The organism is Pseudomonas sp. 05N432 (genome assembly GCF_056396945.1).
Genome location: NZ_JBFTMM010000016.1, coordinates 94,603 through 116,820 on the forward strand (window position 1 = coordinate 94,603; position 22,218 = coordinate 116,820).

The following is a 22,218-nucleotide window of genomic DNA, read 5'->3' on the forward strand; positions in this document are numbered from 1 at the left end:
CGACTCAGTCCCGCGAACTGAGTCGGCGTTTTACCCCGGTTGTTAGCGAAGGAATGCCTGCATGTCGCTGGTCAGCTTCTTCAGTGCCGCCTTGAAGTCGTTGGCTGTCACCTGCTGGCTTGTATTCTCCAACTGTTCACCGAAGACCTTGCGAGCGACTTTAGCCACGGTTTGGCCGTTGCTCGCGTCAACCATCTCAGCTTCGATGTACAACTCGGTGTCTTGGTCGCGGTGACCGGTGGCCGCCTGAGTCGCACCTATCGCAGCTGCGACCGGAACCACTTCATACCATTTCATGCCCTCGTTAGAGGCTGTGACCCCGGTAATCGCGGCGCGTACGATCAGGACTCGCGAACCGGCAGGGGCCGACTGAACGTTTGGCACCACACGGTACTTCTGGCTCAGTGTGCTCTTGGCACTGTCCGTCATGTAGGTTTGCAGCTGATCCAGCGTCTGGCGGTTGACTCGCTCATTGGGCTTGGGGGCCGGGTACAGTTCCAGTTGCTTGAAGGCCACCGTGTTGTAAGCGTTCGGGTTCCAGGAAGGCGTCACCCAACGCATGGCTTTCTCGCCGCTGGGGGTGGTGACTTCTTGCAGGTTGCTGTAGTTGGGAAGAAACCCTGAGTATTGTTCCTTCTGTGTCACTTTTGAGGTGCAACCGCCGAGCAGCAGGCCGGTCAAGGCAACACCGATAAGCAAGTTTCTGGATAGGTGCATATTTTTACTCCATGGGTTGAAACGTTTTATTCAGGTCGCCTTAGTGGTGAGGCCGGCATCATCCGTGTCGACTTTGTGCCTTACTCAACCACAACCCGCCAGAAATCTGGATACTTCGCGAACCAGCGTAGGTACGAATGGCGAAATATCCAGTTGTCATGCTCGTGGACGCATTGCCCCGTGATATCGTCTGCCCGGCTGTGGAGTGCACCCGGTAGGGAGTTATAGAATTTTTTTCTTCCTGTTCTTGACATGCCCGGCGAACACGTACAGAATTGCGTCCATTCCTGATTCAGGAACGAGAAAAACCCTTTAGATATCAAAGGGTTGGAAACAGATAGCAATCCAGTTTCCCTCTCCAGTTTTTATGCGTTTGATGTTGTTTTTAAGGCATCGGACGTTTGGGGCCGAGTAGCAAAATGGTTATGCAGCGGATTGCAAATCCGCCTACGCCGGTTCGATTCCGACCTCGGCCTCCACTATTAAAACCCCGTAGATCAAAGGTCTACGGGGTTTTTTATTGCCTGCGATTTGGTAAGTGTTCCGCAACTTTTTGGATGTGTTCCGCAACCTGCCGGCTTTTTTCGTGGGTAATTGCACTGACTTGACCGCCCGTTTGCATTCGATCTGACCAGTCATTTGCATCGGACTTGACCAGCAGGCTTCGTAACCATGGCCGGCAGAGAACGGCCAGAAGCAGTCACTCAGTGTCTCAGCAAGCTTTCCAGACTAGACGCTACGCCACATCAGCAACACGCAAACCGCGTTCGGTGACTTGCTTGACTGCTTCGATCTTGAATTCTTCGGGGTAACGCTGGTTTCTGATGGCACCTCCCGATGGGCCTAATTATGAGGCTTGGAGGTGTCTACAAAACTAGGGGCGATTCACAACATCAACCCAAAGACAAAAGAAGGCGGATTCATTTAAGCGACAGCGGACTTAAAAAATCAAATAAATCCGTCCCTTTTCGGTCCCGGCAAATGGCTCTAGCGCTTCAATTCAAACCGACTTTGACGGAACGCTCGGACGACCAGGAATCTTGGCCTGACTGCAATATCGRCTCGGCAGGAATTCGGTATTTACCGAATGCGTTGACTACGGCCTGGTCTACGTCAGCGTTGCCCGAACTTTCGACCAATGCGATTTGCGGCACATTCGAACTAGGTTTGCCTTGCACTTGCAGAGTCACCGGTTTACTGGCGCTGCCGTGTTTGATTTGCTTATTTAAGGCAATCTCGATGTCCACTGTCGTGCGATTGAGACTCTTGCGACTGGTATCACTCCAGACCTCGTTGTAGCGCTGGGTCTGTTCAGTCGTCAGCACCAGTCCTTGAGCGCGGATCCGCTGAATGCCCTTCCACGAGACATCGCCGGCATGCTGGCTGGCCTCCACGTAATACATCATTGCCCCGAACAAATCCTGCGAGCCACCGCGGCCCTCCTCCATCAATCTGGCCAATGCGAGTTTACTTTTATCGCTGTCGCTGTTGGTCAGTGCCAACTGATAAAGCCGTCGCGCTTCGACGTCGTTACGCGCTTGCCCGTGGCCATTCTCGGCCATGCGCGCCAGTCTCTCGTTACCGACGCCATCCACGGCGGCGACGGACTCATAGAGCGATCTGGCCTTGCCAAAATCTTGTGGCAGGCCGCCACGACCGAATTCGTACAAACCACCGAGCGTAGTCTTACAGCGCACGTTGCCGTTATCGCTGGCTTTACGAATGTATTGGACCTCGTCTGCAGTGGGGCCTTTAGCTCCCTCAAACAGCATACATTGGACGTTGGCCATACTCTCTTCCAAGGGGCTTGGTGGCCTGGAGGTTTGACACCCTGCGATGAGCCACGTGATTGCCAGTACAACAATTGCCTTTTTCATGTGATGCATCCGTGGAATCGTGTGGGTTTAATCGGCTGATGCGCGAAAAAAATTAAGCAAGATCAAAGGCTACACCAAGGCCTTCAACTGAAGAGGCCAAAAATATCCGGGGTTTCCTCATTTCTACCGAACCGTACCCATGGTGAATTGAGCATTTTTTGAGCATGGCGAAATGCCTCCATCATCACCACTATGTTGAGAGCATGCAGGGACATTGGCTCAATATTATCCTCGGATATAAATTTACCTAATCATCACCAGCTTATCTGCAGGAACGGGGAACCCTCTGCCATCCGACGGACCTCCAGGGGCACGAATGCCTTGTCTATCCCAGCACACGAGGACTGTTCACCAACTGGCAATTCGTGCGCGATGGTCGAAAAATCGAGGTCCGGGTCCATAGTCAGTTGGGGGTAAACAACGCCGCCGCCTTCATCGCTGAAGATCTGGCGCGTTCGTCCATCGCCAGCGGGAAGCTCGCGCGCATCCTTTGATACCCCGTCGCGCCCGATGCATCTCCTGTTCCATACCGACAGGCGACTGCGACTAAGCTGCGTAGCGTTGTGGAACTGGTCACGCGAGAACTTGGACCCGAGAATCTCAACGCTTCACAGATCGCAGGTTCCGAATCTCACCGCTGATAAAGGCGCTAATCGGCCAGTAGCGGCCTTTCACCTGTCGGTATTTCAGAAATAGAATAGCGACAATTCAATAAAATTAGCTATGTCATCTTATACTTCGGAAACATGGTGCTTACCCATAATATCTCTCCACTGGGAGTTCCGATAACTTCAACCGCCTGGAAATTTATAGTTCTTCCGTATTCATCTATTCCTGTACCTATCGCAGTTCTGAAGTTGTGGTAATAGGTATAGACGGGGGCACCGTCGTGGCTCCAGCTGAATGCGCAAGCACCATGATCTACGACATATTTCGCTACGCCACCTAAGCCGCTACTATTGTCCAGAAAGGCAGAGGTGAAATTCGAGCCGCTTTCGCCATTTGGGCCATGCCGGTCATTTATATGAGAGATAACGGGTGCTGTAATGACAGTTATCATAGTTTCATTCGTTCCTGATCGAAGCTTCCCATCAAAGGAAATCACCACAAATAATATGGCGATTATTTCATGTCATACAAAACATACGTTGTGTTCATTGCCTGACTATTAAGGAGGCGCTTGTGGAGCGTAGTACAAATCTTGGCTCAAGCGTGCGGGCGTACACGAAGCCGGCGGGATGCATTGGCCAGGCCGGAATCGCAGCGCGGAGAGTAATGAATAGGTTCTGGTTCTAAAGATACATTCGACCGAGCACTTCGGCGGGAAGTGTCAGGGTATGACTGACCGCTTCTGGCCGATAGCTGCCTTTCGCAATGGGCCGCTTTGGGTCGATTGCTGCCTGTCACCACCGGTAGCAGTGGGCAGCCCTCTCCTGACCATGGTTGTTAAGCGTGCTGGTCTAATTTGATGCACGCGAGTGGTCGGTACCCATGTAATCAGGTGGTCAGCTGGGGAGGGGCAATTTCGCATTTTTCGTGGGGGAGCGCCAACCTTGCACCAGGTTGACGCTAGTTGAAGGGGGGTTACTTCGTGGGTTTTACGATCTCGCCCACTCGTCGATAAACCTTCTTGGTCATCTCTTCTGTGGAGTGCCCCAGTAGTCGGCTGGCGTGTGTCAGTTCGATTTCACTTGCGGCTTTCGGGCGAATGTCCTTGAACTGAAACTGGCGAATGCTGATGGCCAACGCTGTGTCACCGTCGGCGCCAGCCTTGACTGCGGCTTTTTCCCGAGCTTCATCCCAACGGTTGCGCAACATCTGCTGGCTCATCCTGAGTCCGGACGTGTTGGTGATTAGGGTTGAGGTTTTGATACCGTTTAGCGCTCTGCGCTCCTGCAAGTCGTCAATAAAAGTGCTGAGTCCAGATTGGGCGCCGGCGTCTTCCAGACGAATACGCAGGCGCTTCTCGGTTTTGCCTTGCCCGATCATCAGGAAGCCGCTGTTCAAATCAGTGGCCGCAATCTTCAGTACATCTGCTGGGCGCTGCCCGGTCAAATAGGCCAGGTCCATCGCGTCCTTGAGTTCCTGTACGGCCTGGGCGTAGACCGCATCCCACACCGTTTCCCCTGCGTAATAGTCGCGGGGCGTTTCTTTATTACGTCGAACACCAAAGCAGGGGTTGGCGTTGGCCGTCAGGCCCCATTCGCGGGCGATGGTGAACATGTGGGAGAGCAGGGCGATTTCCCTATTGGCCCTGACTTTTGCGGTCCTGGCATCTCGATACTGGGCCACCACTTGGGGCGTTATCGAGTCAATGGGCGCTTTCTCAAATGACTTTCTGAGCTGCTTCAGTTCCTTGCGATTGTCCGATTGGGTACGGGGTTTCTTGCTGGGGATGATTTCCTTTTCATATCTGTCTGTAGTGGTCAACTAATCCCGGACACGACGTTAAGTTTTTCCTCGGCCCGAGCTGGTGCCAACCCACCATTGAATTGGTGAGGCCGAATCCAGTTGTACCGATGCATCAAGAAGTGGCTGATATCGCGCTTGGCTTCTTGAGTCGTTCTGTAGCCCGTGGTCGGTATCCATTCCGTTTTTAGGCTACGGAACACGCGCTCCATTGGCGCGTTGTCCCAGCAATTTCCCCGGCGACTCATGCTCTGGCGCATGCGATAACGCCACAATCGCTGACGAAATAGCCGGCTTGCGTATTGCGACCCCTGATCCGAGTGAAACAGCAGACCCGAAGGCCTGCCACGCTGCTCGTAGGCCATATCCAGGGCCTTGATAACCAGATCGGCGTCCGGCTTTTCCGACAACGCCCAGCCCACCACCCGGCGCGTGCAAAGATCCAGTACGACCGCCAAGTAATGCCATTTCCCCTGGGCCCAAATGTAGGTGATGTCGCCGCACCAGACTTGATTCGGGGCTGGCACATCAAACTCACGGTTCAAGGTATTCGGGATATCGAGTCTTTCTACTGTCGCTCGTTTGTAGGCATGTGAGCCGGGTTGTTTACTGACTAAATCAAGCTCGCGCATCAAGCTGCGCACTTTGAATCGACCAAGTTGTTCACCGTCTTCAAGCATCAGCGACAAGATACTGCGGCTGCCCGCAGCGCTACGACTTTGCGTGAACAACTCGTTCACCCGGCTGCGCAACCGAAGTCGTTCAACATCAGGCGTGCGGCGCCTAACGCGCTGGGCGTATGCGTCGCTGCAAAGGCAAGGTGATGGTCAGCATCAACGACCACCCCGACATCCGGCGTGTGTTTGAGGGCATTCACTTTGAAACCTTGGATATTCGATACACCACCACGAACCAGCGGCAAGGAAAGGCCGAGGTGAGTGGTGAGTTGGTGATCATGAATTGGGAGTCAGAGGCATTGGGAAGGTTGTTCTGATAATGTGGGCTAATTGTATGTAAGAAGCAGAATTCGTAATAACGGGCCGCGTTTTATTGCGAATTAGTAGCGGATATTACTCCAGTCGGGTAGACAGAGTGGTGGTGGAGGACTACTTTTCTTGTAAGTAATATTTGATGTAGGTGCATATCAACATTCTTGCGTTCGCTGCATTGGTGTTACTGTTGAGTGCTCTATAGCCGGGTGTTAAGTTTTTTGTTGAAAGGATACGGAAATCATGAGCACGAAAGATTTATATCTAGTAACGCTGATCAGTGCAGGATTTTTACTCTCGGCTTGTGGGGCACCGACCGTTCGCTACTCTGCGATTGATGATGGCAATGAGTCTTCTTTAGTTGATACGACAAAATTTTATCTGCAAGGCTCGTGGATTTCCTTAACTAAGGCCCCCATAAAAGCTGCTGCAGTTTCAGGGGGCGATAATTCATCAGCACATACGTTGGGCTTACGAACGGCGTCTATTGTGGCCCCCAGCGATCTCTCGAGTGTCAGTGCAGTTGTACTTCCAGCTCCTGTGACTGATGTTTTGTATGCCGTTCAGCCAGAAAATAACCTTTTTCGTACAACCTCGCTTACGGTCACCTATTTTGATAACTCGTTGCTTTTAAAAAAAGTAGGGATTGAGTACAAAAATAAAACAGTACAGGCGATTCAGGCTGTTGGCGGAGTGGTGACCGCCGCTTCAGCAGTGCTTGCTGCGCCCTTAGCTTCTCCTCCATCAAATGGGAAGCTGTCCTTGCCCGTGATTCTGGATGTGACAGAACCGGTATGGTGCAAGTTGAACGATATTCCTAATCAGGGAGGCGGAGCGAAATGGCAATATCAAGTTGTACCTGTGGGTAATGAATGTGATAGCGGAAAGATTAAAGATGGCAAGGCGATTATCAGGTCGCGCGGAACGGTAGCAAGAGGTGACTACTTTGGAGCTTTGTCGAGCAAACATACTTTTGTGACATCAAGTTGCCGGGATGTAATCCTGGAAATTTTTTCCCCTGATAAAAAAGTAACTGCCAATTATCCACTCGTAATAGCCGACCCCAATTGGCTGTATACGTATGTTATGCCGGAAAAAGGGGCTATAACATTGCATTCGATATGCGGCGCGGACGTGTCTTCGGAGTCGGATTCTTCCAACGATTTTGTTGCATTTCAGGCTATGCAGGAGATTTTTAAACAAGCAAAAGCAATTAAAGATGCTAAGAAATAAAAAAATAAAGTCTGAGTAGGGTGGCTTTCATGTGAGTAATCGATTAAGGGGCGGGTGATGTATGACCAGAGTAATACTTTCCGCAGTAGCATTATTAATTCTATCTTGTAGTGCAGTTGCCCACGATATAAAGGGGCTAGCTCACGACGATCAACGATTGACAACTGAGCAAGCCGTTCCTGGCGCCGCATCACTTGGGGATCGAGTGAGCACCCTCCCTTCCAGCGCTTTCGCTGCGTTACAGTCCTCTGTAAGTCAATCGAAAAGTGCAATCTCGCCGATTCGACTTCATGGTTTAGTAATACGCCAATTGGCGTGGCCGACAAATTCGACATTGCGCGTTTGTTTTTATGATGGTGCTGCCGCAGCGCGTGCAGCGGTCGCTGCTGTTGCGAGGGAATGGACACACTATGGAAACGTAAACTTTGATTTTGGAGTAGGTCCAGGCTATAGAACATGTCAATCTGGCGATAATGTATCCATGCGCGTTTCCTTTAATGCGTCAGGATATTGGTCATTGATTGGAACGCAATCTATAGTGCATGCAAAAAATAATGAAGTTACGATGAGTTTAGAGAAATTAGATGAGCTTGATTTTGCAAGTGATGAGTTTAAAGATACCGTGCTGCACGAGTTTGGGCATGCTCTAGGGTTCCACCATGAACATCAGCAGCCATTTGCAATATGTGAGCCTCAGTTCGATAAAGAGGCAATAAAGGCGATGTATGGTTGGAGTGATGCGGAAATTGTAACAAATTTTGCTGGTTTGAAAGTTTCTCGTGTGAGTAATCTGGGGAATAATTTTTTTACGGGACAAAATCCTCAGTTCGGAGAGCTGGATTTTACAGCTTATGATAATAAAAGCATAATGCATTACAGTTTGCCCTCCAGTGTGTTCAAGGCACCGCCGGGAAGTTGTTATATAGCACAGAATCATGGGCTTTCAGATAAGGATAAGGCTATCATGGGGCTAGCTTATCCAAATTTGAAAGGCTCTGACGTCCGCGCTAGCGATAATGCTATGGTTCGGCAGTTGCAAGGTAACTTGAGGGATTCAAGTCAGATCAGATCATTGGACTTGTTTATAAAGTAGTTCCGTGTTTTTTTGTCACGAAGCAGGGCTGGTTTGCCAATGCTGACGAATCAGCTCAAATTACGGGATGCAAATTTTTTGTGAGCAGTATTGATTCAACACCCTGGTTCCTTACGTTACCCACCGCCTGACTGACCCTAAACCACTCGAATGTTTCCGACGGTTCGCCTTGATGCAGTGCCATTTGCTCGGCTCGCTCCTTGGGTGTGTCTGGGTCCAGCCATTCACGGGCTAACTCCGGTGAAAGCACGACTGGTCGCCGGTCGTGAATGTCCACCATGCCGCCGGCACTATCGGCGGTAATGATTACAAACCCGTCATGCTCGCCATGCCCTTCGTCGCTGTCGGGAAATTGGCCGATGGCCGCACATATGATCGGCGCACCATCCCGGCGACGGATGAGGTAAGGCCGCTTCTTCGGTCCGCCTTCATCGACCCATTCAAACCAGTTGTCGATGGGGGCTATGGCTCGGTGTGGCCAGATCGCCCGGAAGAATGCTCCTTGCGCGACTTTCTCAGCCCTGGCGTTGATCGGCGCGGCGCGATCCTTCGCCCAATGCGGTCGCCATCCCCAGCGCACCCGGTCAGCGTGCAGGGTGTTACCTTCGAGGTGAAGCAGGGCCACCTGAGTCGACGGCGCCACGTTGTACCGCTCGAGCGGCTGACCGCCGACGGTGTTGACCAGAGCATTGGGCATGCTCAGCGCGGCAACGAAGTCGTGGATTCCCCGGTACTGTGAAAGTCTTCCGCACATTGGCGAGCCCTCCAGTAGAACCAGCAAGTTTAGTTGTCTGGGAGGCGGGTATACGGGTCGATTCCTGTGAGTTCGAAAATTTTAGCGTAGAGATCGCTGATCAGCCTGTCCTTCGCGGCCAGCTGCCAATTACTCTTTGTCTCGATTGAGGTCTTATCACGCTTGGTGTTTGACAGTTCTGCTTGTGTGCGACTCAGCTCTGCCCTGAGGTGGTCGCGCTCGTTGGACACGTCCGTGTGCATCTGCACCAGGCCGAAGATGTCCTCGCGGGCTTTGCGCAGTTGCAGGGTCAGCTCCTGGATCTCGTTTTCCAGCATGCGGTTGTAGTGGGAGATAGTTTCCAGTTCGATCGGGCATCCAAGCCAGTCGGTGGTGTCTTCGATGTCGGGGGGATTCACGGTAGGTGCCTTTACTGCGTGCTGTTTGGATATACAGTAATCGGGGCGTGACGGTCGGGCGAGGGTGGGGCGACGAGCTGTAGGGTTTTGGGTGGTGTACGGTCGGTAGTACGCAGCGAAAAGGGGGGGCTCTTCGCTGACGCCTCAGCAATCGAATGACCATGCATGGCTCATGGCTACCATTCAAGCCCATATGCCAGAGCGGGTATCCTTCGCTACCAGCATGGACATGGAACGCAGGGAATTCGGAGTATAAGCACCCGCATATCCCGCTAACGTCATTCTGCCCGGCCTCAGGCCGGAATTCCCAAGGACGAATCAAGGACGATGCATGATTTCTTCTGCCCGACTGGGCGATAAACACACCTGCCCATTGCCTGGGCACGGTACCACCCCTATTGCTTCTGCCAGCGCTGATACCAACATCAACTTCATGGGGGCTGCCCGTGTTGGTGACACCTGTGGTTGTGGCGCAGTGATTACGACAGGATTCCCATCCATTGTGGTGAACGGCCGTCCCATGGCTCACTTGGGAAGCCCAACCAGTCACGGCGGAACCATCATCACCGGGTCAGGCGATGTAGGTGGTGGGTTCGTCTTTGGTGGTAGTGTCGGAGCTGCAATCATCAACTTCGCCAAGCTCGGAGCAATACGCCCGAACGGGACAGTGGATGATGAAAAGATGGCCACGCTGTTGGCTGATCCGAAGCTCACAGAGAAAGCCACTGCTGCGCATGCGTTGATAGACCCCAACGCACCGAAGAAGACTGTACCGAAAAAGGTTGATCCGAAAGAAGCTGAGGCTAAAACACCGACTGCAGTTGCCTGCCTACATCCTGACCGGATGGCAGAGCTAGCGGCTTACATCGCAGGTGAAATGAACCGCAACATCAAGCACCCGTCAGTCGTGAAGATGAAAAAGCTCAACAGCTTCGATGCCGCAGCCGAATACGGCAAGTTTCAAAAGCTACCTTGGTACGCCCGTCTATCACCCCCCAACTTTGAAGCCATGGCGCTTGGGAACAAAGGTGCAGCACTGGCACTGTGGACAGAGCGTGTTGGCCAGAACAGGCCATGGGATCACAAGCCCAAGATAGGCGAACAGTTCGGCGGAGCATGGCAGAAACAGGGTAAGTTTGATTACTTCTACGACATTTGGTCGAACGTCCACTACGGGTATGTGGGGATGGCAGGTGGTCTTTCCGAAGGCATCTTGCTGGATGGGGCAGGGGTTGAACAGATTGCTTCAGACTCAATCCGCAAAGTTCAGAAGTGGAAAGAAAGACCTGGTCCGCACCGCTCGGCAGACATTGAAGGGATGCGAGCGTGGGATGATGTCGCGGATAGGACATCAATCAGCATCGGTGTGAAGCTGTACAGGCTGCACCCAAACGGAGGTATTACCGCGAAGATGGTCATGGACGAAGTGTTAGCAGTGAAGCCAGCAGGCTGGGGGGATGGCATCCGTGACCACGCTTGTAAGTAAACCCAAATCTAGGTACGTCTGGCGTGGTCTGATTGTGTTGGCACTCGCGCCCATTGCCTTCTGGTACTTCGCTACGCCACAGGTGAGTTTTCATTTCTCGAAGGACGGCCAAGGACGTCTTGGCTACATACTGAATGTCCAACACGACATATCCAAAGGCGAGATTTACCCCGGCGAAGTAACCGGTGGCCCCGGTCACATTTTCCCGAGCAAGAAGTTTTTCATGGAGTTCGACTGGAACAACGCTGGCAAGTCGCACTGTATCCGCGTCAAACCGAAATGGCCTGATACAGACATCTACATCGGGCCAGACGGTGAGCTTGATAGCTTCACCGATAGCCGCAGCATTGAGCCGTGTGGGCCATTTCCGACTGAGTGAGAAGGACCGATATTTTTCAGTCCCGGCCTGTATAGCTCTGCTTAGTTAGAAAAGGTTTAGGGCAAAATTAGGGCAGATTCGGGGCGCAATCGCGCTACGCGCTGTTCAAAGCTACGCCACGGAAACGAAACTGATCAGGCCTGATCTTGATCCTGCGCTGACTGCTTGGTGCGTAAACGGCGACCCCAAAAAGCTTTGAACTTTCCAAGTGCGATACTGCATTGCGGCTTCACCGCGGCAACGCCTTTACCAAACTTCAGTGCCAAGGCCAGCACCAACACAAACGGCCAGAGATTCAATTGGAAACTATAGAATCTCGGATCAACGGAGGTCTTGGCTTTTTCTATGGTTTGATTGAAGTTTTGGATGCGTTGCTGTGTAGTGAGTTTTTTATCCGTCCACTCGTTCAGCTGCTTGAGCTCACTATTAGGAGTTGCTAGGCAGGGGGTCAGTCCAGTGAGTATGAGCGTCGCATTATTGACTTGCACGCTCTCCATCTCTTTGACGAAGGCTCCCGTGTCGTAATGGCTGTACACCGCCTGATCGAGCATCTGCAACTCGGCCAGGCTTTTGCTTTTGATGGCCTCATTGGCACGATTGACTTCATAGGTTGCGCCAAGGCCCAGATTTTGTTGAGAGAGTGCCTTGTAGCTCCCGATCAGTTCGCGAGTGGTAGTCGAAGGCAATACGCGTGATTTTTCAATCTCCAGCAGCATGGACTCCGCAGCATTGCAGGTGCTTAACAGACGCTTTTCCATTGGCCGGTCAGCGCCAGTACTAGCGGTCTTGATAAAGGTCTCGATCATTGGTGAAAGTCTTTTCGCCGCCTCACAGGCGGGTGTTGGACTGACCTTGGCGCAGACGGCGGCGAGCTGCGGGATGGTCTCCATCAGGGCGATATAGCTTTTGTACAGCTCTGCATCGATATCGACGTGGACGCGGGGTTGATTGGCGAGGGTCAGTGTCAGTTCCTTTTGCAGCAGCTCCTTATTTTGTATCGCCTCGATTGCTTGCCGCTGACCGTTGCTGTTGTGAAACAGCAGGATGATTCCTATCGCTGCGAATGGGTAATACAGGCAATCGACCCATGCCCATAGGTTTGCTTTGTGGCGCCAGAGACCCGAGGAACCTGCAATAAGGAAAGCGATTGCGGTGTATAAGAGCAGTACCTGCATTGATGCATCTCGATTGTGTAGGAAGGTGAACGGGCAACATCGGCCAAAAGAGATGGCACTTTAGCATTGCTGCGTTCGAGTGCGTATTGGGCCGCTCCTGATCGATGCGTTGAAGCACGTCGACGGTGCGTTCGCGGTAGAAAGTCTTGGCATTTTTACTTCGGGCGATGATGGTCTTTTCATCGGGCCTGCACTTCTTGAAAGGGGCAGGAGGGGCAGGCGATGAGCAGAATACTAACGGTTGAGGGGAGAGAGGAGAGAGGCCGAGAATGTAGCAAAAAACCGTTCCGCAACCCAAAACTGGACCCTTGAAGGACGTGGTCTACAGGCCGTTAAAAATCAGTAGCTTGCGGAACGCATGCCATGCTAACCTGTTGATCTACTTAGCTTTGTGGGTGGATTGCAAATCCGCCTACGCCGGTTCGATTCCGACCTCGGCCTCCACTATAAATAGCTCCGTAGATCACTGATTTACGGAGCTTTTTTATTTGCAGTAGACGGCAAGATTTTGTCTTGGATTTGACGTCAGCGAACTTGCTTAGAGGGGAAGGGGTGTATATATTTCTTCCCCTGCTGCACCGCACCAAAAAGGATTGATCGTTAATTCGATCGTTCTTGAACGCTTCACCGCGCTACCGCCCGAATGGCGAAACTGGTAGACGCATGGGACTTAAAATCCCCCGCTCGTAAGGGCGTGCCGGTTCGATTCCGGCTTCGGGCACCATATATATCAAGGGTTTGCTAGCGAAAGCTAAGCAAGCCCTTGTTCGTTTCTGGTCCGCAATTCACTTGGTGGGTGAGAGCTTCTTGCCTACTCAGTTTCGATTCTACTGCCCCGTCATGACAACAGTCGTATGAGCCAGGCGCACAAGTGAAAGGGCGTGGGGATATTTCCTGAGCCTATAAGGGCAGGGCAAAAGGTTATTAGACGTGCCGAAGCCACTTTGTTAAAAAAATAGTGCATGGCACGCTGTCGGCGTGCCCATGCATCTCCATTTGGCTAAATGGAAATCGCCCAACATTGAGTTGGGCAATGATCAATGAGTCTGATTGCCGATACAGGGAAAAGTAGCTGCGACTTTGGCCAACTGCTCGCGCACCCGTGCATTGGGCTCATTGATCCCTCTTCTTTTCGGCCGCTTGACCCTTTCGCCCAAACAAACCTTCTCGTCGCTCGTGGGGCCGACAAACACATTCGCTGTACGCCTCCTTGTTGATTGGCGCACCCGTGGTGCTGACTGACAGGTTTCGATTCAGTGGAGTGGGGGCTTCAGTAACCGGGCGTTTTGAACCTCCTCAATGTGAGGGCATCAAACGACTATAACGTCAGGCATGGGCCTGCCCGGAGATGATCAAATGAAACGTACAACGGCTTTGATTTTTGTGGTGGCGGCAGCGTTGTTACTTGGCGGTTGCTGGCCGTATTGGCATGACCGTGACGGTCGCGGACATGATCGTGGGCGTTACTACGGTGACAATTATCAGGCACAAGAGTATCGCCCTGCATGAGTTCGATGTAGCAGAGCCAGGATAGATTCGTGTCGAGCCCGGCAGTTCAACTGACTGCCGGCAGGAGGGCGTCGTATAGCAAATAACAGCGGGTGGAGTGAATCCGGAGAAGAAAGCAGTCTCTACCGGGGGTACGTCGAAAGGAAAAGCCCGACACGAGATCGGGCTTGAACGTGCACGTCAACTCAACCGTTTAATCGTGTTTGTACTTATTCTTGTATTTATGATGGTGTTTACCGTTGTAACCTCTGCCCTCTGAGCCACGATTGCGGTTATCGTCGGACAGGTTATTGCCGAGTGCGCCGCCCGCGGCGCCGCCGAGGCCTGCGCCAATGGTGGAGCCGGTTGAGCCACCCAACTGATGACCAACGACCGAACCACCCGCCGACCCGAGCCCACCGCCGATCGCTGCGTTGGTTTTGTTGCCCCTCGGCGCAGCGACAGCGCTGCCTGCAGCTCCTCCTACACCCGCGCCGATCGCTGCACCGGTGCTTCCGCCCATTTGCTGACCAACTATGTTGCCCAGTGCGCCGCCAAGGCCTCCGCCAACGGCTGCGGTGCCATCTCCAGCGGCCATTGCTCCTTGTGTGATCAGGGCACCAAGAGCAAGGGTAAGCAGTGTGATTCGCATGCTGTGCACCTCAATAAGTAGTTTTTGTGTTCAGACTGCTATTTTGACTATTGAGCATTTCGAAACGTGCGTTGTTGCTTCCGGTCGCCAAGCTGCTCTCGTCAGTGCATTGATGATAGAGAGAGCACTAGAACTGTAGAGGGCGCGGTAAAGCCAAAGTTCGACTGCGATAGTGGCACGTTGTCGAGAGTTTACACAGGAGCAAAAAAACAGCCCGTACGCGGTGAGCTCTTTAGTGCGGGTTACTCGACTAACAACCAACAGAGGGATGCCGCAATGACTGAGCGCCATATGATCCACTCGGAAACGCTTTCGAACGGACGCAAGATCGAGGTCAAGGCCAAGATTCTCAGGGACGGCTCGTTGCAGATGTTCATCGGTGTTTACCAGCCTGACGGTACGGTCCTTTTTGAGGACCACGACCCAAAACCGCATCTGCTGGACATGGAAGACGCTCTGGACTGGGGGATCGAAATCGCGCGACGCACGGGTAACGCCCCTGAAGCCAGTCAGGCTTGATAATCACCGGACCTGTTTTTTGCTGTACCACCGCTCACTAATGAATCATTAATCTGCTTGATGGTCGTATCTATGGGTGAACGCTCTGCGAACTAAACTGGCGGGTAGCGACACTCCTTCTCCGTAGTACTGACCCTTGCTTTTAGGATGTTCATATGAAGCGCACAGCGATAATGATCCTGGCCATTTCAAGCTCTCTCCTGCTGGGAGGCTGCTGGCCTTACTGGGAAGATGGAGACGGGTACGGTCGAGATCACGACCGTGGTCGAGAGTATCACCGTCGTTATGATCGCCACGATGACCGCGGATACGAGCGTCGTGACAATGATCAGGGCGAAGGTCGTTACCACAAACGTGATCATGACGACAGAGACGACTGACGCTTGAGGCCTGGTCGAAACGAGGAAAGGTCATGCAGATTCTGACAGCAAGGATGGTACGGCCCGTCAGCCAATGGCTGATGGCGGCGGGTATCGGCCTGATCGCGATGATGACCAATGTGCAGGCTCAAACCTCACCTCAAGCCACTCAAGAAATAAAGAGCCTGCTGGATTTTGTCGAGCACAGTGAGTGTCGGTTCGTGCGTAACGGAAGCGAATATCCGGGCTCCCAGGCTCGGGCGCATCTGGAGAAAAAGCTGAACTATCTCGAAGGCAAGAACATGATCGGCAGTACAGAAGACTTCATCGATCTGGCAGCCACTAAAAGCAGCATGAGTGGCATCCTCTATGAAGTGCGATGTCCATCAGGTGTACAACCTGCAAGCCTCTGGCTGAAGACCGAGCTACAGAGGCTGCGCCAAGTTCATTGAGTCGGTTTGAAATCGAGAAAGCCCAGTATGATGCTGGGCTTTCTCGTATCCGGGCGTCGTACGGGTGGATTGGATCGGTCGATCTGTCACTTCGAGGCTATTCTGTGATTTCAAGCCAAGGGCACAGTGACGCATGGGGCGACCAGAGTGAATAAATCCCGACTTTCGATGTAGAAACAGTAGTGCGCGTTGCTCCGATGAGAGGTCCCTTCCTGGTCTGAAGGTTCTTATGACGCCCCACACGCAGCCAGGGAGGGTGGGTCGTGGTGGCATTGGAAAAGTGGCGATTATGGACACGAGAGTCAGACTGGCGAGCGGCGAAGAGGCAGAAGACTTTTTCGTGCAAACACTGGAGCAGGCTGTCGATGCCGTGGTGGTCATTGATGACCAGAACAACGTGGTGTTTTTCAATGCGGCTGCCGAACAGTTTTGGGGGTGTTCCCGTGTAGAAATACTGGGAAGCAACGTCAATACATTGGTTCCTCACGCCATACGCCCCCACCATGACGGTTATGTCGGCGCAAACCGGGAGACCGGGGTCAACAAGATCGTAGGCGCTAGCCGGGATGTCCATATCGCGCGCAAGGATGGTGAGGAGCGCTGGGGCGCGATGTCAATCTCGAAAATTACCTTGCAGGGCCGAATCCTGTATGCGGCCTTCGTCAAGGATGTGACACCGACGCGCTTGAAAGATATCGAACACCGGTTGCTGTCGATGTCGGTCAATATCACCAGCTCTGCCACTTGTATTGTCGACGCCGATGCACGCCTTATCTATGTCAATGACGGGCTTATTCGATTGCTTGGGTATTCCCGTGAGGAGGTCATCGGACGGTCGCCCCTGATGTTCTTTGTCTCCGATATTCAGGCCGAAACGCGTGCGCAAGCGGTGCTCGAAAGAGTCCTGCGTGGTGAGCCCAGTGAGGCCAGCGCACTGATCAGCAAGCGTAATGGTCAACGGTTGTGGGTGCATATCTCGTCGACCCCCGTGTTCGATGCTCAAGGGAAGGTCGATAACATCGTCATCGTGCTGACCGACATAACCCGGTCCAAGCTGCACGAGGTGTTACAGGACAAGGTGATAGGGGCTCTTTTGAAAGAGCAGTCTTTGGAAAGCGTATTGACCCTGATGTGTCAGGAGATCGAACGCATCGCACCCGAAGTCATTGTTTCGATCCTGAGCGTGGACCCGGAGGGTTTTCTGCACCCGTTGGCCAGTCCTGGTTTGCCGACCGATTACTCCAGAGCGATCGAGGGATTACCGATAGGTCCTGTTGCCGGGTCTTGCGGGACAGCGGCCTACAGGGGCGAACCGGTTCTGGTGACGGATATCATCCACGATCCGCTCTGGGCGGATTACAAGTCTCTGGCCGAAAAGTCGGGTTTGCGAGCGTGCTGGTCTATTCCTGTGCGCAACGGCGCAGGGCGGATCGCTGCCACCTTTGCACTCTATTTCAGGGAATGTCGCGGTCCCGATACCTTGCATGCTCACCTGGTGACGGCGGGAACGCACCTGTGCATGTTGGCGCTCGAGCGGGAAGAGGCGCGTGAGTCCATTCGAAAAATGGCGTTTTATGATGCATTGACCGGCTTGCCCAATCGCAGTTTTTTGCTTGCACAGGCGGACCGGGCCATAGCCGAAGTTGCTCAAGAGCAGGCCGGGTTGGCGGTGCTGTTTGTCGACCTGGACCGCTTCAAGCAGGTCAATGATGCGCTGGGGCATGCTTCGGGCGACGAGTTGTTGCAAGTCATGGCGCAACGGTTACGCAGTGTGCTCCGGGAGTCGGACATTGTCGGGCGGTTATCCGGCGATGAGTTCGTTCTGGTACTTCCAAGGATGAATGCCACGCAGGTCACGACCTTTCTCGAGCGGCTGAAGATGACCCTGAGTACTGCGGCCAATATAGCCGGCACCTCCGTGGTCCTGTCGGCCAGTATCGGTATAAGCATGTTTCCAGTTGACGGGCAGGATATGGAAAGCCTGCTGCATTGTGCCGATATTGCGATGTACCAGGCTAAACGTACCGGCCGTGGCAGCTTCAGTTTTTTTCTCGAAGAGATGAACAAGATCGCTCAGGAACGTTTGATACTTGAGACGGCGTTGCGTGTGACCCTGGCTGACAACGCTCTTCACCTGGTTTATCAGCCGCAAGTCGATTTGAGGAACGGGCGTCTTGTCGGCGTAGAGGCGCTGGCACGCTGGGAACACCCAACACTGGGCAGTATCTCGCCAATGCGATTCATACCCTTGGCCGAGGAGTGCGGGTTAATCAATGAGTTGAGCCAATGGGTGTTGCAAGAGGCCTGCGGGCAATTGGCGCAGTGGCGCCGACAAGGATTCGTGGTCCCATCCATGTCGATCAATCTGTCACCGATCAACTTTCACAATCTGAATCTGGTGGGGCTGATCGACGAGCAATTGCGTCGATGTAAATTGCAGCCCGCCGATTTGTGCGTGGAGGTGACGGAAGGTGTATTGCTTTGCAACAGCCCTGGTTCAGAGCAAGCCATCCAGGATCTGCATGCCTTGGGTGTACGTCTGGCGATCGATGACTTTGGCACGGGTTATTCCAGCCTGGGGTACTTGCGGCGGTTGCCGATCAGCGAACTGAAACTGGACAAGAGTTTTGTTGATGACCTGGAGCACGATGCCTCCTGCCGCGCATTAAGCGAGTCTGTCATCGGTATTGGTAAGGGGCTTTCCTTGCATGTTGTCGCGGAAGGCATTGAGCACGCTGCCCAGCGTGACATTCTCAGATCGCAAGGTTATGAGGTCGGACAGGGATATTTCTTCTCTGTTCCATTGTCTTCCGGGGCGTTCATGCAATGGATGTTGAGCGGCTCGAGCGGGCGATAAACGGCGTAGAAATATTCCTGGCCAGCCACGGCAGTCGGTCAGGTCCTCATCCCTGACATCTATACTCTTTGTCATGCATTCAGCCATGGGATCCCGATCCCGGGACCTGTTCTGTTCACTCGCTGGTGATAAAGCCTTGGCCTGGATTTACGAGGGCTCAACATGCGGATTTTGATAGGGGTTGCAGCCTTTTTATTCATTTCAGGGTGCATGACTTCTCCAGTTCCAGCGGAAAAAGCCGCTCAGGTTCCAGGTGATCGGGTTTTTGCATTTCAGCAACCCATCGGGGGAGATAGCGGGACTATTTTTGTGACGCGTGATGGTGGCTTGCTAGGTTCGGCCTGCTACATCGGTGTTTACGTGAACGGTGATTTTGTTGCGAGAGTGGGGCCCGGCGAAGGAGCAAGATTTTTCACCAAGCCCGGGGAAGTCTTTGTCGGCGCAGGAGAAGACCTGAAGGGTAACGGCCTGTGTTCGTTAGGCATTTCCTTACGCGAGGTGGTAACGACCATGGATGCCGGAGAGGTCAGGCATTTTCGAATTTACGGTGATGCGAGCGAGGGCATTTCAATAGCGCCAAGCTCTCGCTGAAGTAGTGGAATACAAGATGCGACCTTTAAAAAAGTGTGGTTATTTAAGGGCTTAGGGGATTATTTGTGTAAAAAAAAGATGTAAATATCTTGTTACATGTCCAGTGGTGGGCTATTATCGCGTCCGTGTTCACCTACCACGGTTTACGCATTTTTAAGCCCCAAGCGTCCATCAGCTGCTTGGGCTTTTTTTTGCCTGAAATTTGTCGCTGGCGGGTACTGGTTTTGAACATGGAGCGTTTCTAAACTTCTAATACGTATCGACCGCAGGGCGTACGAGAGGTGAGCCATGAAGACCGATCCGCAAGCACCAGGTACTAGAAAACCAGCTGAGCCGAGCCGCTCGAGTGAAGCACGCCAGGACCGCAACGAGCCCCAACCAGATAATCCGAAAAAGTGGAAGGATGTTCAAAGCGCGGTCGAGAGCGAGCTGGAAACACTGCACGATAAAGCCAGGCCCCTCTAAGTGGGCTCGCCAGCGAGTACAAGCCATGCATCTCACCGTCGGGTGAGATGCATGGCTTGTGCATCAGGCAATCAGATCTACTTTACCGCTGGCCAGGCGATAGACGCCCCCGACGATTTTCAATGTGCCCTTGCTCAGCGCTTCAGTCAGTACGGGTGAGGCTTTCTTGAGGTTGTTTACCGCGTCTTTGACGTTTTGCACCGTCGCGTTCTCGAGAAGATTTCCCGGATCCTTGAGTACCTTCTCGATAGAGGGCCTGAGTGCGTCAGTCAGTTTCTGGATTTGGCCGGGGAAAACCGCGTTGTCCTTTGCTGCCTTGATGCCCGCATTGAGGGCGCCGCAGTCTTCATGCCCCAGCACCAGAATCAGTGGTGCGCCGAGCACCAGGACCGAATATTCCAGGCTTGCCATGCCTTCCTCTGTGACGAAGTTGCCCGCGACACGCACCGCAAAAAGGTCGCCGCGGGCCGTGTCGAACGCATATTCGGGGGCGATGCGTGAATCAGCGCAACTCAAGACTGCTACGAACGGGTTCTGGCCGGTGACCAAGGCTTCACGCTCGGCCTTGAAGTCGTGCGTCTTTGAGGTGCCGTTGATATATCGCTTGTTACCGTTGATCAGTCGTTGAAGGGCCTTGTCGGGGCTGATCGCATTTTGTGGTTTTGGAGGCGAGGCCTTTTTCTCGGCGGCCTGGGCGATGCTGTCAGGCAGCACACCGGCAAGCAGCAGGGCGCTGGCGCCTAGTCCTGCAAGCCGGAGAAAACGACGCCGTCCGTCTGCCTCCGGCGCGGAGCTTGAATCACAGGATTCACACATGGTTTGTGTACTCGGTATTTGGGTGGGAGTGGCTCGCTATCAAGGGCTAATACTTCCGGGAACCTTCAGCACTTCTGCGTTGGAGTCTAGATGGTTTGCCGGAGCCCGTTTCAGGGGGGGGCGCGATTACAACGTGCGAAACACCTAGCACTTTGAGATTAATCCGTTCGCTTTTGCAGGGGGCAGCTAACCTGTAAAGGTTAGGTAACACTCCCGCACACTATCTCCCCATGGACGGAATGCCATGTTTCCTCTTCTCGAGCTTTGCCAGATTGTGGAGTCCGGTTTCTATCCACTCTCATGCACCTGCACGGTGGATCCCGACGGATCGTTGAGGGTCAAGATTGTCGATCCCGAATCCGGACGCGTTAAACTACTGATCGCTGGCGTGTCGACATCGACGCTGTCCAGCGTCCGGGAGATCGCCAACTTTATCGGTGAGCTGCGTACTGAATTGGAAGCCGGGCGCAGAGCGTTCGCAGGCTGATCCCGCGATCAGGTCAAGTCGCAGTCCGATGATTGGACTTCTGCCGAATGATCTGGCGGCAGGTTCGATTCGCCGCGCAAGCGAGGTGGCAAATCTGGGAGTTGCATCCAGTGCACAAGAGGGTTATCAAGTCTTTTGCAGTGGAAACGATTTTCAGAGCGTCGCATCGAGTGATGCATGACGCGGAGGGAATTGCCATGTTACTCAACAAACCCGAGCACGAACTGCGCAGCGATTTCCAGAACCTTGCATCTGATATGCGATGGTCGGCAGTGGAGCTCAAAGCCATAGCCGAGCGGCTGAGACAGACAGGTAATGAGGTCGATGCCCAGTCACTGCTGAAGACGTGTCAGGTGTTGGAGACCGCCGAAGAACGGCTGGCCCTCTACGCGAGCGAAGTGAAGGCTCATCGTATACACCTTGAATAAGCCTGGGCCGCCATTGCAGCTCGCTCAGGGCTGCCAGTTTGGCTCTGCGGCAGCATTGCAGATTTTTCGGAACAATGGAGATTTCCAGGCGTCTCACATGAGGTTGCCGCACAGAGTCGGGAGATATACCCAGTTGAAGGAAAGGTTATCAAGTCTTGCAGTTGTCACGTTAATGGCAATTGGTGGCATTTCGTTGCTGTTCGTTGCTAAATACTGCATTGAATACTTCGTAGGCCCCATTGCTGAATCATTGATCGATCTCGCGCTCGTCCTCTCGGGCTATGTACTGTTCTTTCTTCTTGAACCCATTCGCAAGTCGGTCAGTAAAAAATGGAGCAAAGGAGGGGAGCGGAAAAAGATACAGCACGGGAGTATGAGGGGGCGTTGATAAGGTGCTGGCTTCCGTGGGGGCTATGATATTTCCGTAACCATGACAACCCTTTCACGAAGTCTTCACCCTTACCAGCCTAGATTGACCTGACTCCTTTGAGATATCCCCTTCAAGCCCGCCCGCATGCGGGCTTTTTTTCGTCCTCAATATTGTCCATTCGTCGACAGGCTCTCCAATGAGTCTCTATTTATTACTTTTGCCGA

The 22,218-nt window shown here is 53.1% G+C and carries 21 protein-coding genes, 2 tRNA genes and 3 pseudogenes; 16 read left to right on the forward strand and 10 right to left on the reverse strand.

All coding sequences use genetic code 11. The features are described 5' to 3' along the window. Positions 1-42: 42 nt before the first annotated feature. Positions 43-717 carry a DUF3313 domain-containing protein gene (locus AC1DHT_RS18435; protein ID WP_427537119.1) on the reverse strand — a complete coding sequence of 225 codons (675 nt, stop codon included), beginning with the start codon at positions 715-717 and terminating at the stop codon, positions 43-45. Positions 718-1,122: 405 nt separating this feature from the next. Between AC1DHT_RS18435 and AC1DHT_RS18440 the strand changes: the two genes are divergently transcribed. Beyond that, positions 1,123-1,196: transfer RNA gene (locus tag AC1DHT_RS18440), tRNA-Cys, on the forward strand. A 260-nt stretch (positions 1,197-1,456) separates the two neighbouring features. On the opposite strand, the pseudogene AC1DHT_RS18445 reads toward AC1DHT_RS18440, so the two are convergent. From AC1DHT_RS18445 to AC1DHT_RS18460, 4 genes and pseudogenes are all read right to left on the reverse strand, one after another. Beyond that, a pseudogene (locus AC1DHT_RS18445) lies at positions 1,457-1,543 on the reverse strand (transposase); the annotation flags it as partial. A gap of 169 nt (positions 1,544-1,712) precedes the next feature. Then, a complete protein-coding gene (locus AC1DHT_RS18450) occupies positions 1,713-2,594 on the reverse strand; it encodes a tetratricopeptide repeat protein (RefSeq protein WP_477761426.1) in 882 nt (293 codons plus the stop codon). 1,584 nt (positions 2,595-4,178) lie between these two features. Then, the gene (locus AC1DHT_RS18455) at positions 4,179-5,024 is read right to left on the reverse strand and encodes a tyrosine-type recombinase/integrase (protein ID WP_427537115.1); all 846 of its coding nucleotides are present in this window, start codon (positions 5,022-5,024) and stop codon (positions 4,179-4,181) included. Then, positions 5,021-5,803, reverse strand: a pseudogene (locus AC1DHT_RS18460) (IS3 family transposase); the annotation flags it as partial. The pseudogene AC1DHT_RS18460 and the gene AC1DHT_RS18455, both read right to left, overlap by 4 nt. Between AC1DHT_RS18460 and AC1DHT_RS18465 the strand changes: the two are divergent. The 3 genes and pseudogenes from AC1DHT_RS18465 to AC1DHT_RS18475 form a co-directional block, all read left to right on the forward strand. Then, a pseudogene (locus AC1DHT_RS18465) lies at positions 5,803-5,997 on the forward strand (DNA adenine methylase); the annotation flags it as partial. The pseudogenes AC1DHT_RS18460 and AC1DHT_RS18465 overlap by 1 nt on opposite strands. Before the next feature lie 238 nt (positions 5,998-6,235). Continuing rightward, a complete protein-coding gene (locus tag AC1DHT_RS18470) occupies positions 6,236-7,225 on the forward strand; it encodes a hypothetical protein (RefSeq protein WP_427537113.1) in 990 nt (329 codons plus the stop codon). Between the two features lie 61 nt (positions 7,226-7,286). Next, entirely contained in the window at positions 7,287-8,318 is a 1,032-nt protein-coding gene (locus tag AC1DHT_RS18475) for a zinc metalloprotease (protein ID WP_427537111.1), read from the forward strand. A 55-nt stretch (positions 8,319-8,373) separates the two neighbouring features. Here the strand turns inward: AC1DHT_RS18475 and AC1DHT_RS18480 are convergent, their stop codons facing one another. Both AC1DHT_RS18480 and AC1DHT_RS18485 read right to left on the reverse strand, forming a co-directional pair. Then, positions 8,374-9,072 carry an SOS response-associated peptidase gene (locus tag AC1DHT_RS18480; RefSeq protein ID WP_427537109.1) on the reverse strand — a complete coding sequence of 233 codons (699 nt, stop codon included), beginning with the start codon at positions 9,070-9,072 and terminating at the stop codon, positions 8,374-8,376. Between the two features lie 29 nt (positions 9,073-9,101). Further along, positions 9,102-9,470 carry a hypothetical protein gene (locus AC1DHT_RS18485; protein ID WP_427537107.1) on the reverse strand — a complete coding sequence of 123 codons (369 nt, stop codon included), beginning with the start codon at positions 9,468-9,470 and terminating at the stop codon, positions 9,102-9,104. A gap of 331 nt (positions 9,471-9,801) precedes the next feature. Here AC1DHT_RS18485 and AC1DHT_RS18490 point away from each other — a divergent pair, with 331 nt between their 5' ends. Together AC1DHT_RS18490 and AC1DHT_RS18495 are read left to right on the forward strand one after the other, a co-directional pair. Next, positions 9,802-10,956 (forward strand): polymorphic toxin type 44 domain-containing protein, encoded by a 1,155-nt coding sequence (locus tag AC1DHT_RS18490; RefSeq protein WP_427537105.1) that lies wholly within the window; start codon positions 9,802-9,804, stop codon positions 10,954-10,956. Further along, positions 10,937-11,335 carry a hypothetical protein gene (locus AC1DHT_RS18495; RefSeq protein ID WP_427537103.1) on the forward strand — a complete coding sequence of 133 codons (399 nt, stop codon included), beginning with the start codon at positions 10,937-10,939 and terminating at the stop codon, positions 11,333-11,335. Before AC1DHT_RS18490 ends, AC1DHT_RS18495 begins: the two co-directional genes overlap by 20 nt. Positions 11,336-11,469: 134 nt before the next feature. Here AC1DHT_RS18495 and AC1DHT_RS18500 read toward each other — a convergent pair whose 3' ends face one another. After that, complete coding sequence (locus tag AC1DHT_RS18500) at positions 11,470-12,510, reverse strand: hypothetical protein (RefSeq protein WP_427537101.1); 1,041 nt, start codon at positions 12,508-12,510, stop codon at positions 11,470-11,472. A gap of 637 nt (positions 12,511-13,147) precedes the next feature. Between AC1DHT_RS18500 and AC1DHT_RS18505 the strand changes: the two genes are divergently transcribed. Together AC1DHT_RS18505 and AC1DHT_RS18510 are read left to right on the forward strand one after the other, a co-directional pair. Continuing rightward, positions 13,148-13,234 (forward strand) — tRNA-Leu (locus AC1DHT_RS18505). A 632-nt stretch (positions 13,235-13,866) separates the two neighbouring features. Further along, positions 13,867-14,019, forward strand: coding sequence for a hypothetical protein (locus tag AC1DHT_RS18510; RefSeq protein ID WP_427537099.1), 153 nt, complete (start codon positions 13,867-13,869; stop codon positions 14,017-14,019). A gap of 193 nt (positions 14,020-14,212) precedes the next feature. Here the strand turns inward: AC1DHT_RS18510 and AC1DHT_RS18515 are convergent, their stop codons facing one another. Beyond that, complete coding sequence (locus AC1DHT_RS18515; RefSeq protein ID WP_427537097.1) at positions 14,213-14,650, reverse strand: glycine zipper domain-containing protein; 438 nt, start codon at positions 14,648-14,650, stop codon at positions 14,213-14,215. 276 nt (positions 14,651-14,926) lie between these two features. On the opposite strand from AC1DHT_RS18515, the gene AC1DHT_RS18520 reads away from it, so the two are divergent. The 5 genes from AC1DHT_RS18520 (at position 14,927) to AC1DHT_RS18540 (ending at position 19,893) form a co-directional block, all read left to right on the forward strand. Further along, positions 14,927-15,169, forward strand: a complete 243-nt coding sequence (locus tag AC1DHT_RS18520; protein ID WP_427537095.1) for a hypothetical protein — start codon at positions 14,927-14,929, stop codon at positions 15,167-15,169. Between the two features lie 412 nt (positions 15,170-15,581). Beyond that, entirely contained in the window at positions 15,582-15,980 is a 399-nt protein-coding gene (locus tag AC1DHT_RS18525) for a YfeK family protein (protein ID WP_427537093.1), read from the forward strand. Between the two features lie 289 nt (positions 15,981-16,269). Next, positions 16,270-18,837, forward strand: coding sequence for an EAL domain-containing protein (locus AC1DHT_RS18530; RefSeq protein ID WP_442114573.1), 2,568 nt, complete (start codon positions 16,270-16,272; stop codon positions 18,835-18,837). Positions 18,838-18,999: 162 nt separating this feature from the next. Then, positions 19,000-19,428, forward strand: a complete 429-nt coding sequence (locus AC1DHT_RS18535; protein ID WP_427532409.1) for a hypothetical protein — start codon at positions 19,000-19,002, stop codon at positions 19,426-19,428. 288 nt (positions 19,429-19,716) lie between these two features. Beyond that, entirely contained in the window at positions 19,717-19,893 is a 177-nt protein-coding gene (locus AC1DHT_RS18540) for a hypothetical protein (protein ID WP_477761427.1), read from the forward strand. 63 nt (positions 19,894-19,956) lie between these two features. Here the strand turns inward: AC1DHT_RS18540 and AC1DHT_RS18545 are convergent, their stop codons facing one another. After that, the gene (locus tag AC1DHT_RS18545) at positions 19,957-20,709 is read right to left on the reverse strand and encodes a carbonic anhydrase (RefSeq protein ID WP_427537087.1); all 753 of its coding nucleotides are present in this window, start codon (positions 20,707-20,709) and stop codon (positions 19,957-19,959) included. Positions 20,710-20,953: 244 nt separating this feature from the next. Between AC1DHT_RS18545 and AC1DHT_RS18550 the strand changes: the two genes are divergently transcribed. The 3 genes from AC1DHT_RS18550 to AC1DHT_RS18560 all read left to right on the forward strand — a co-directional run bounded on the left by AC1DHT_RS18550 (position 20,954) and on the right by AC1DHT_RS18560 (position 22,012). Beyond that, complete coding sequence (locus AC1DHT_RS18550; RefSeq protein WP_427537085.1) at positions 20,954-21,196, forward strand: DUF1652 domain-containing protein; 243 nt, start codon at positions 20,954-20,956, stop codon at positions 21,194-21,196. 197 nt (positions 21,197-21,393) lie between these two features. Further along, positions 21,394-21,624, forward strand: a complete 231-nt coding sequence (locus AC1DHT_RS18555; RefSeq protein WP_427532402.1) for a hypothetical protein — start codon at positions 21,394-21,396, stop codon at positions 21,622-21,624. A 97-nt stretch (positions 21,625-21,721) separates the two neighbouring features. Then, positions 21,722-22,012, forward strand: coding sequence for a hypothetical protein (locus AC1DHT_RS18560; protein WP_427537083.1), 291 nt, complete (start codon positions 21,722-21,724; stop codon positions 22,010-22,012). Positions 22,013-22,218 lie beyond the last annotated feature (206 nt).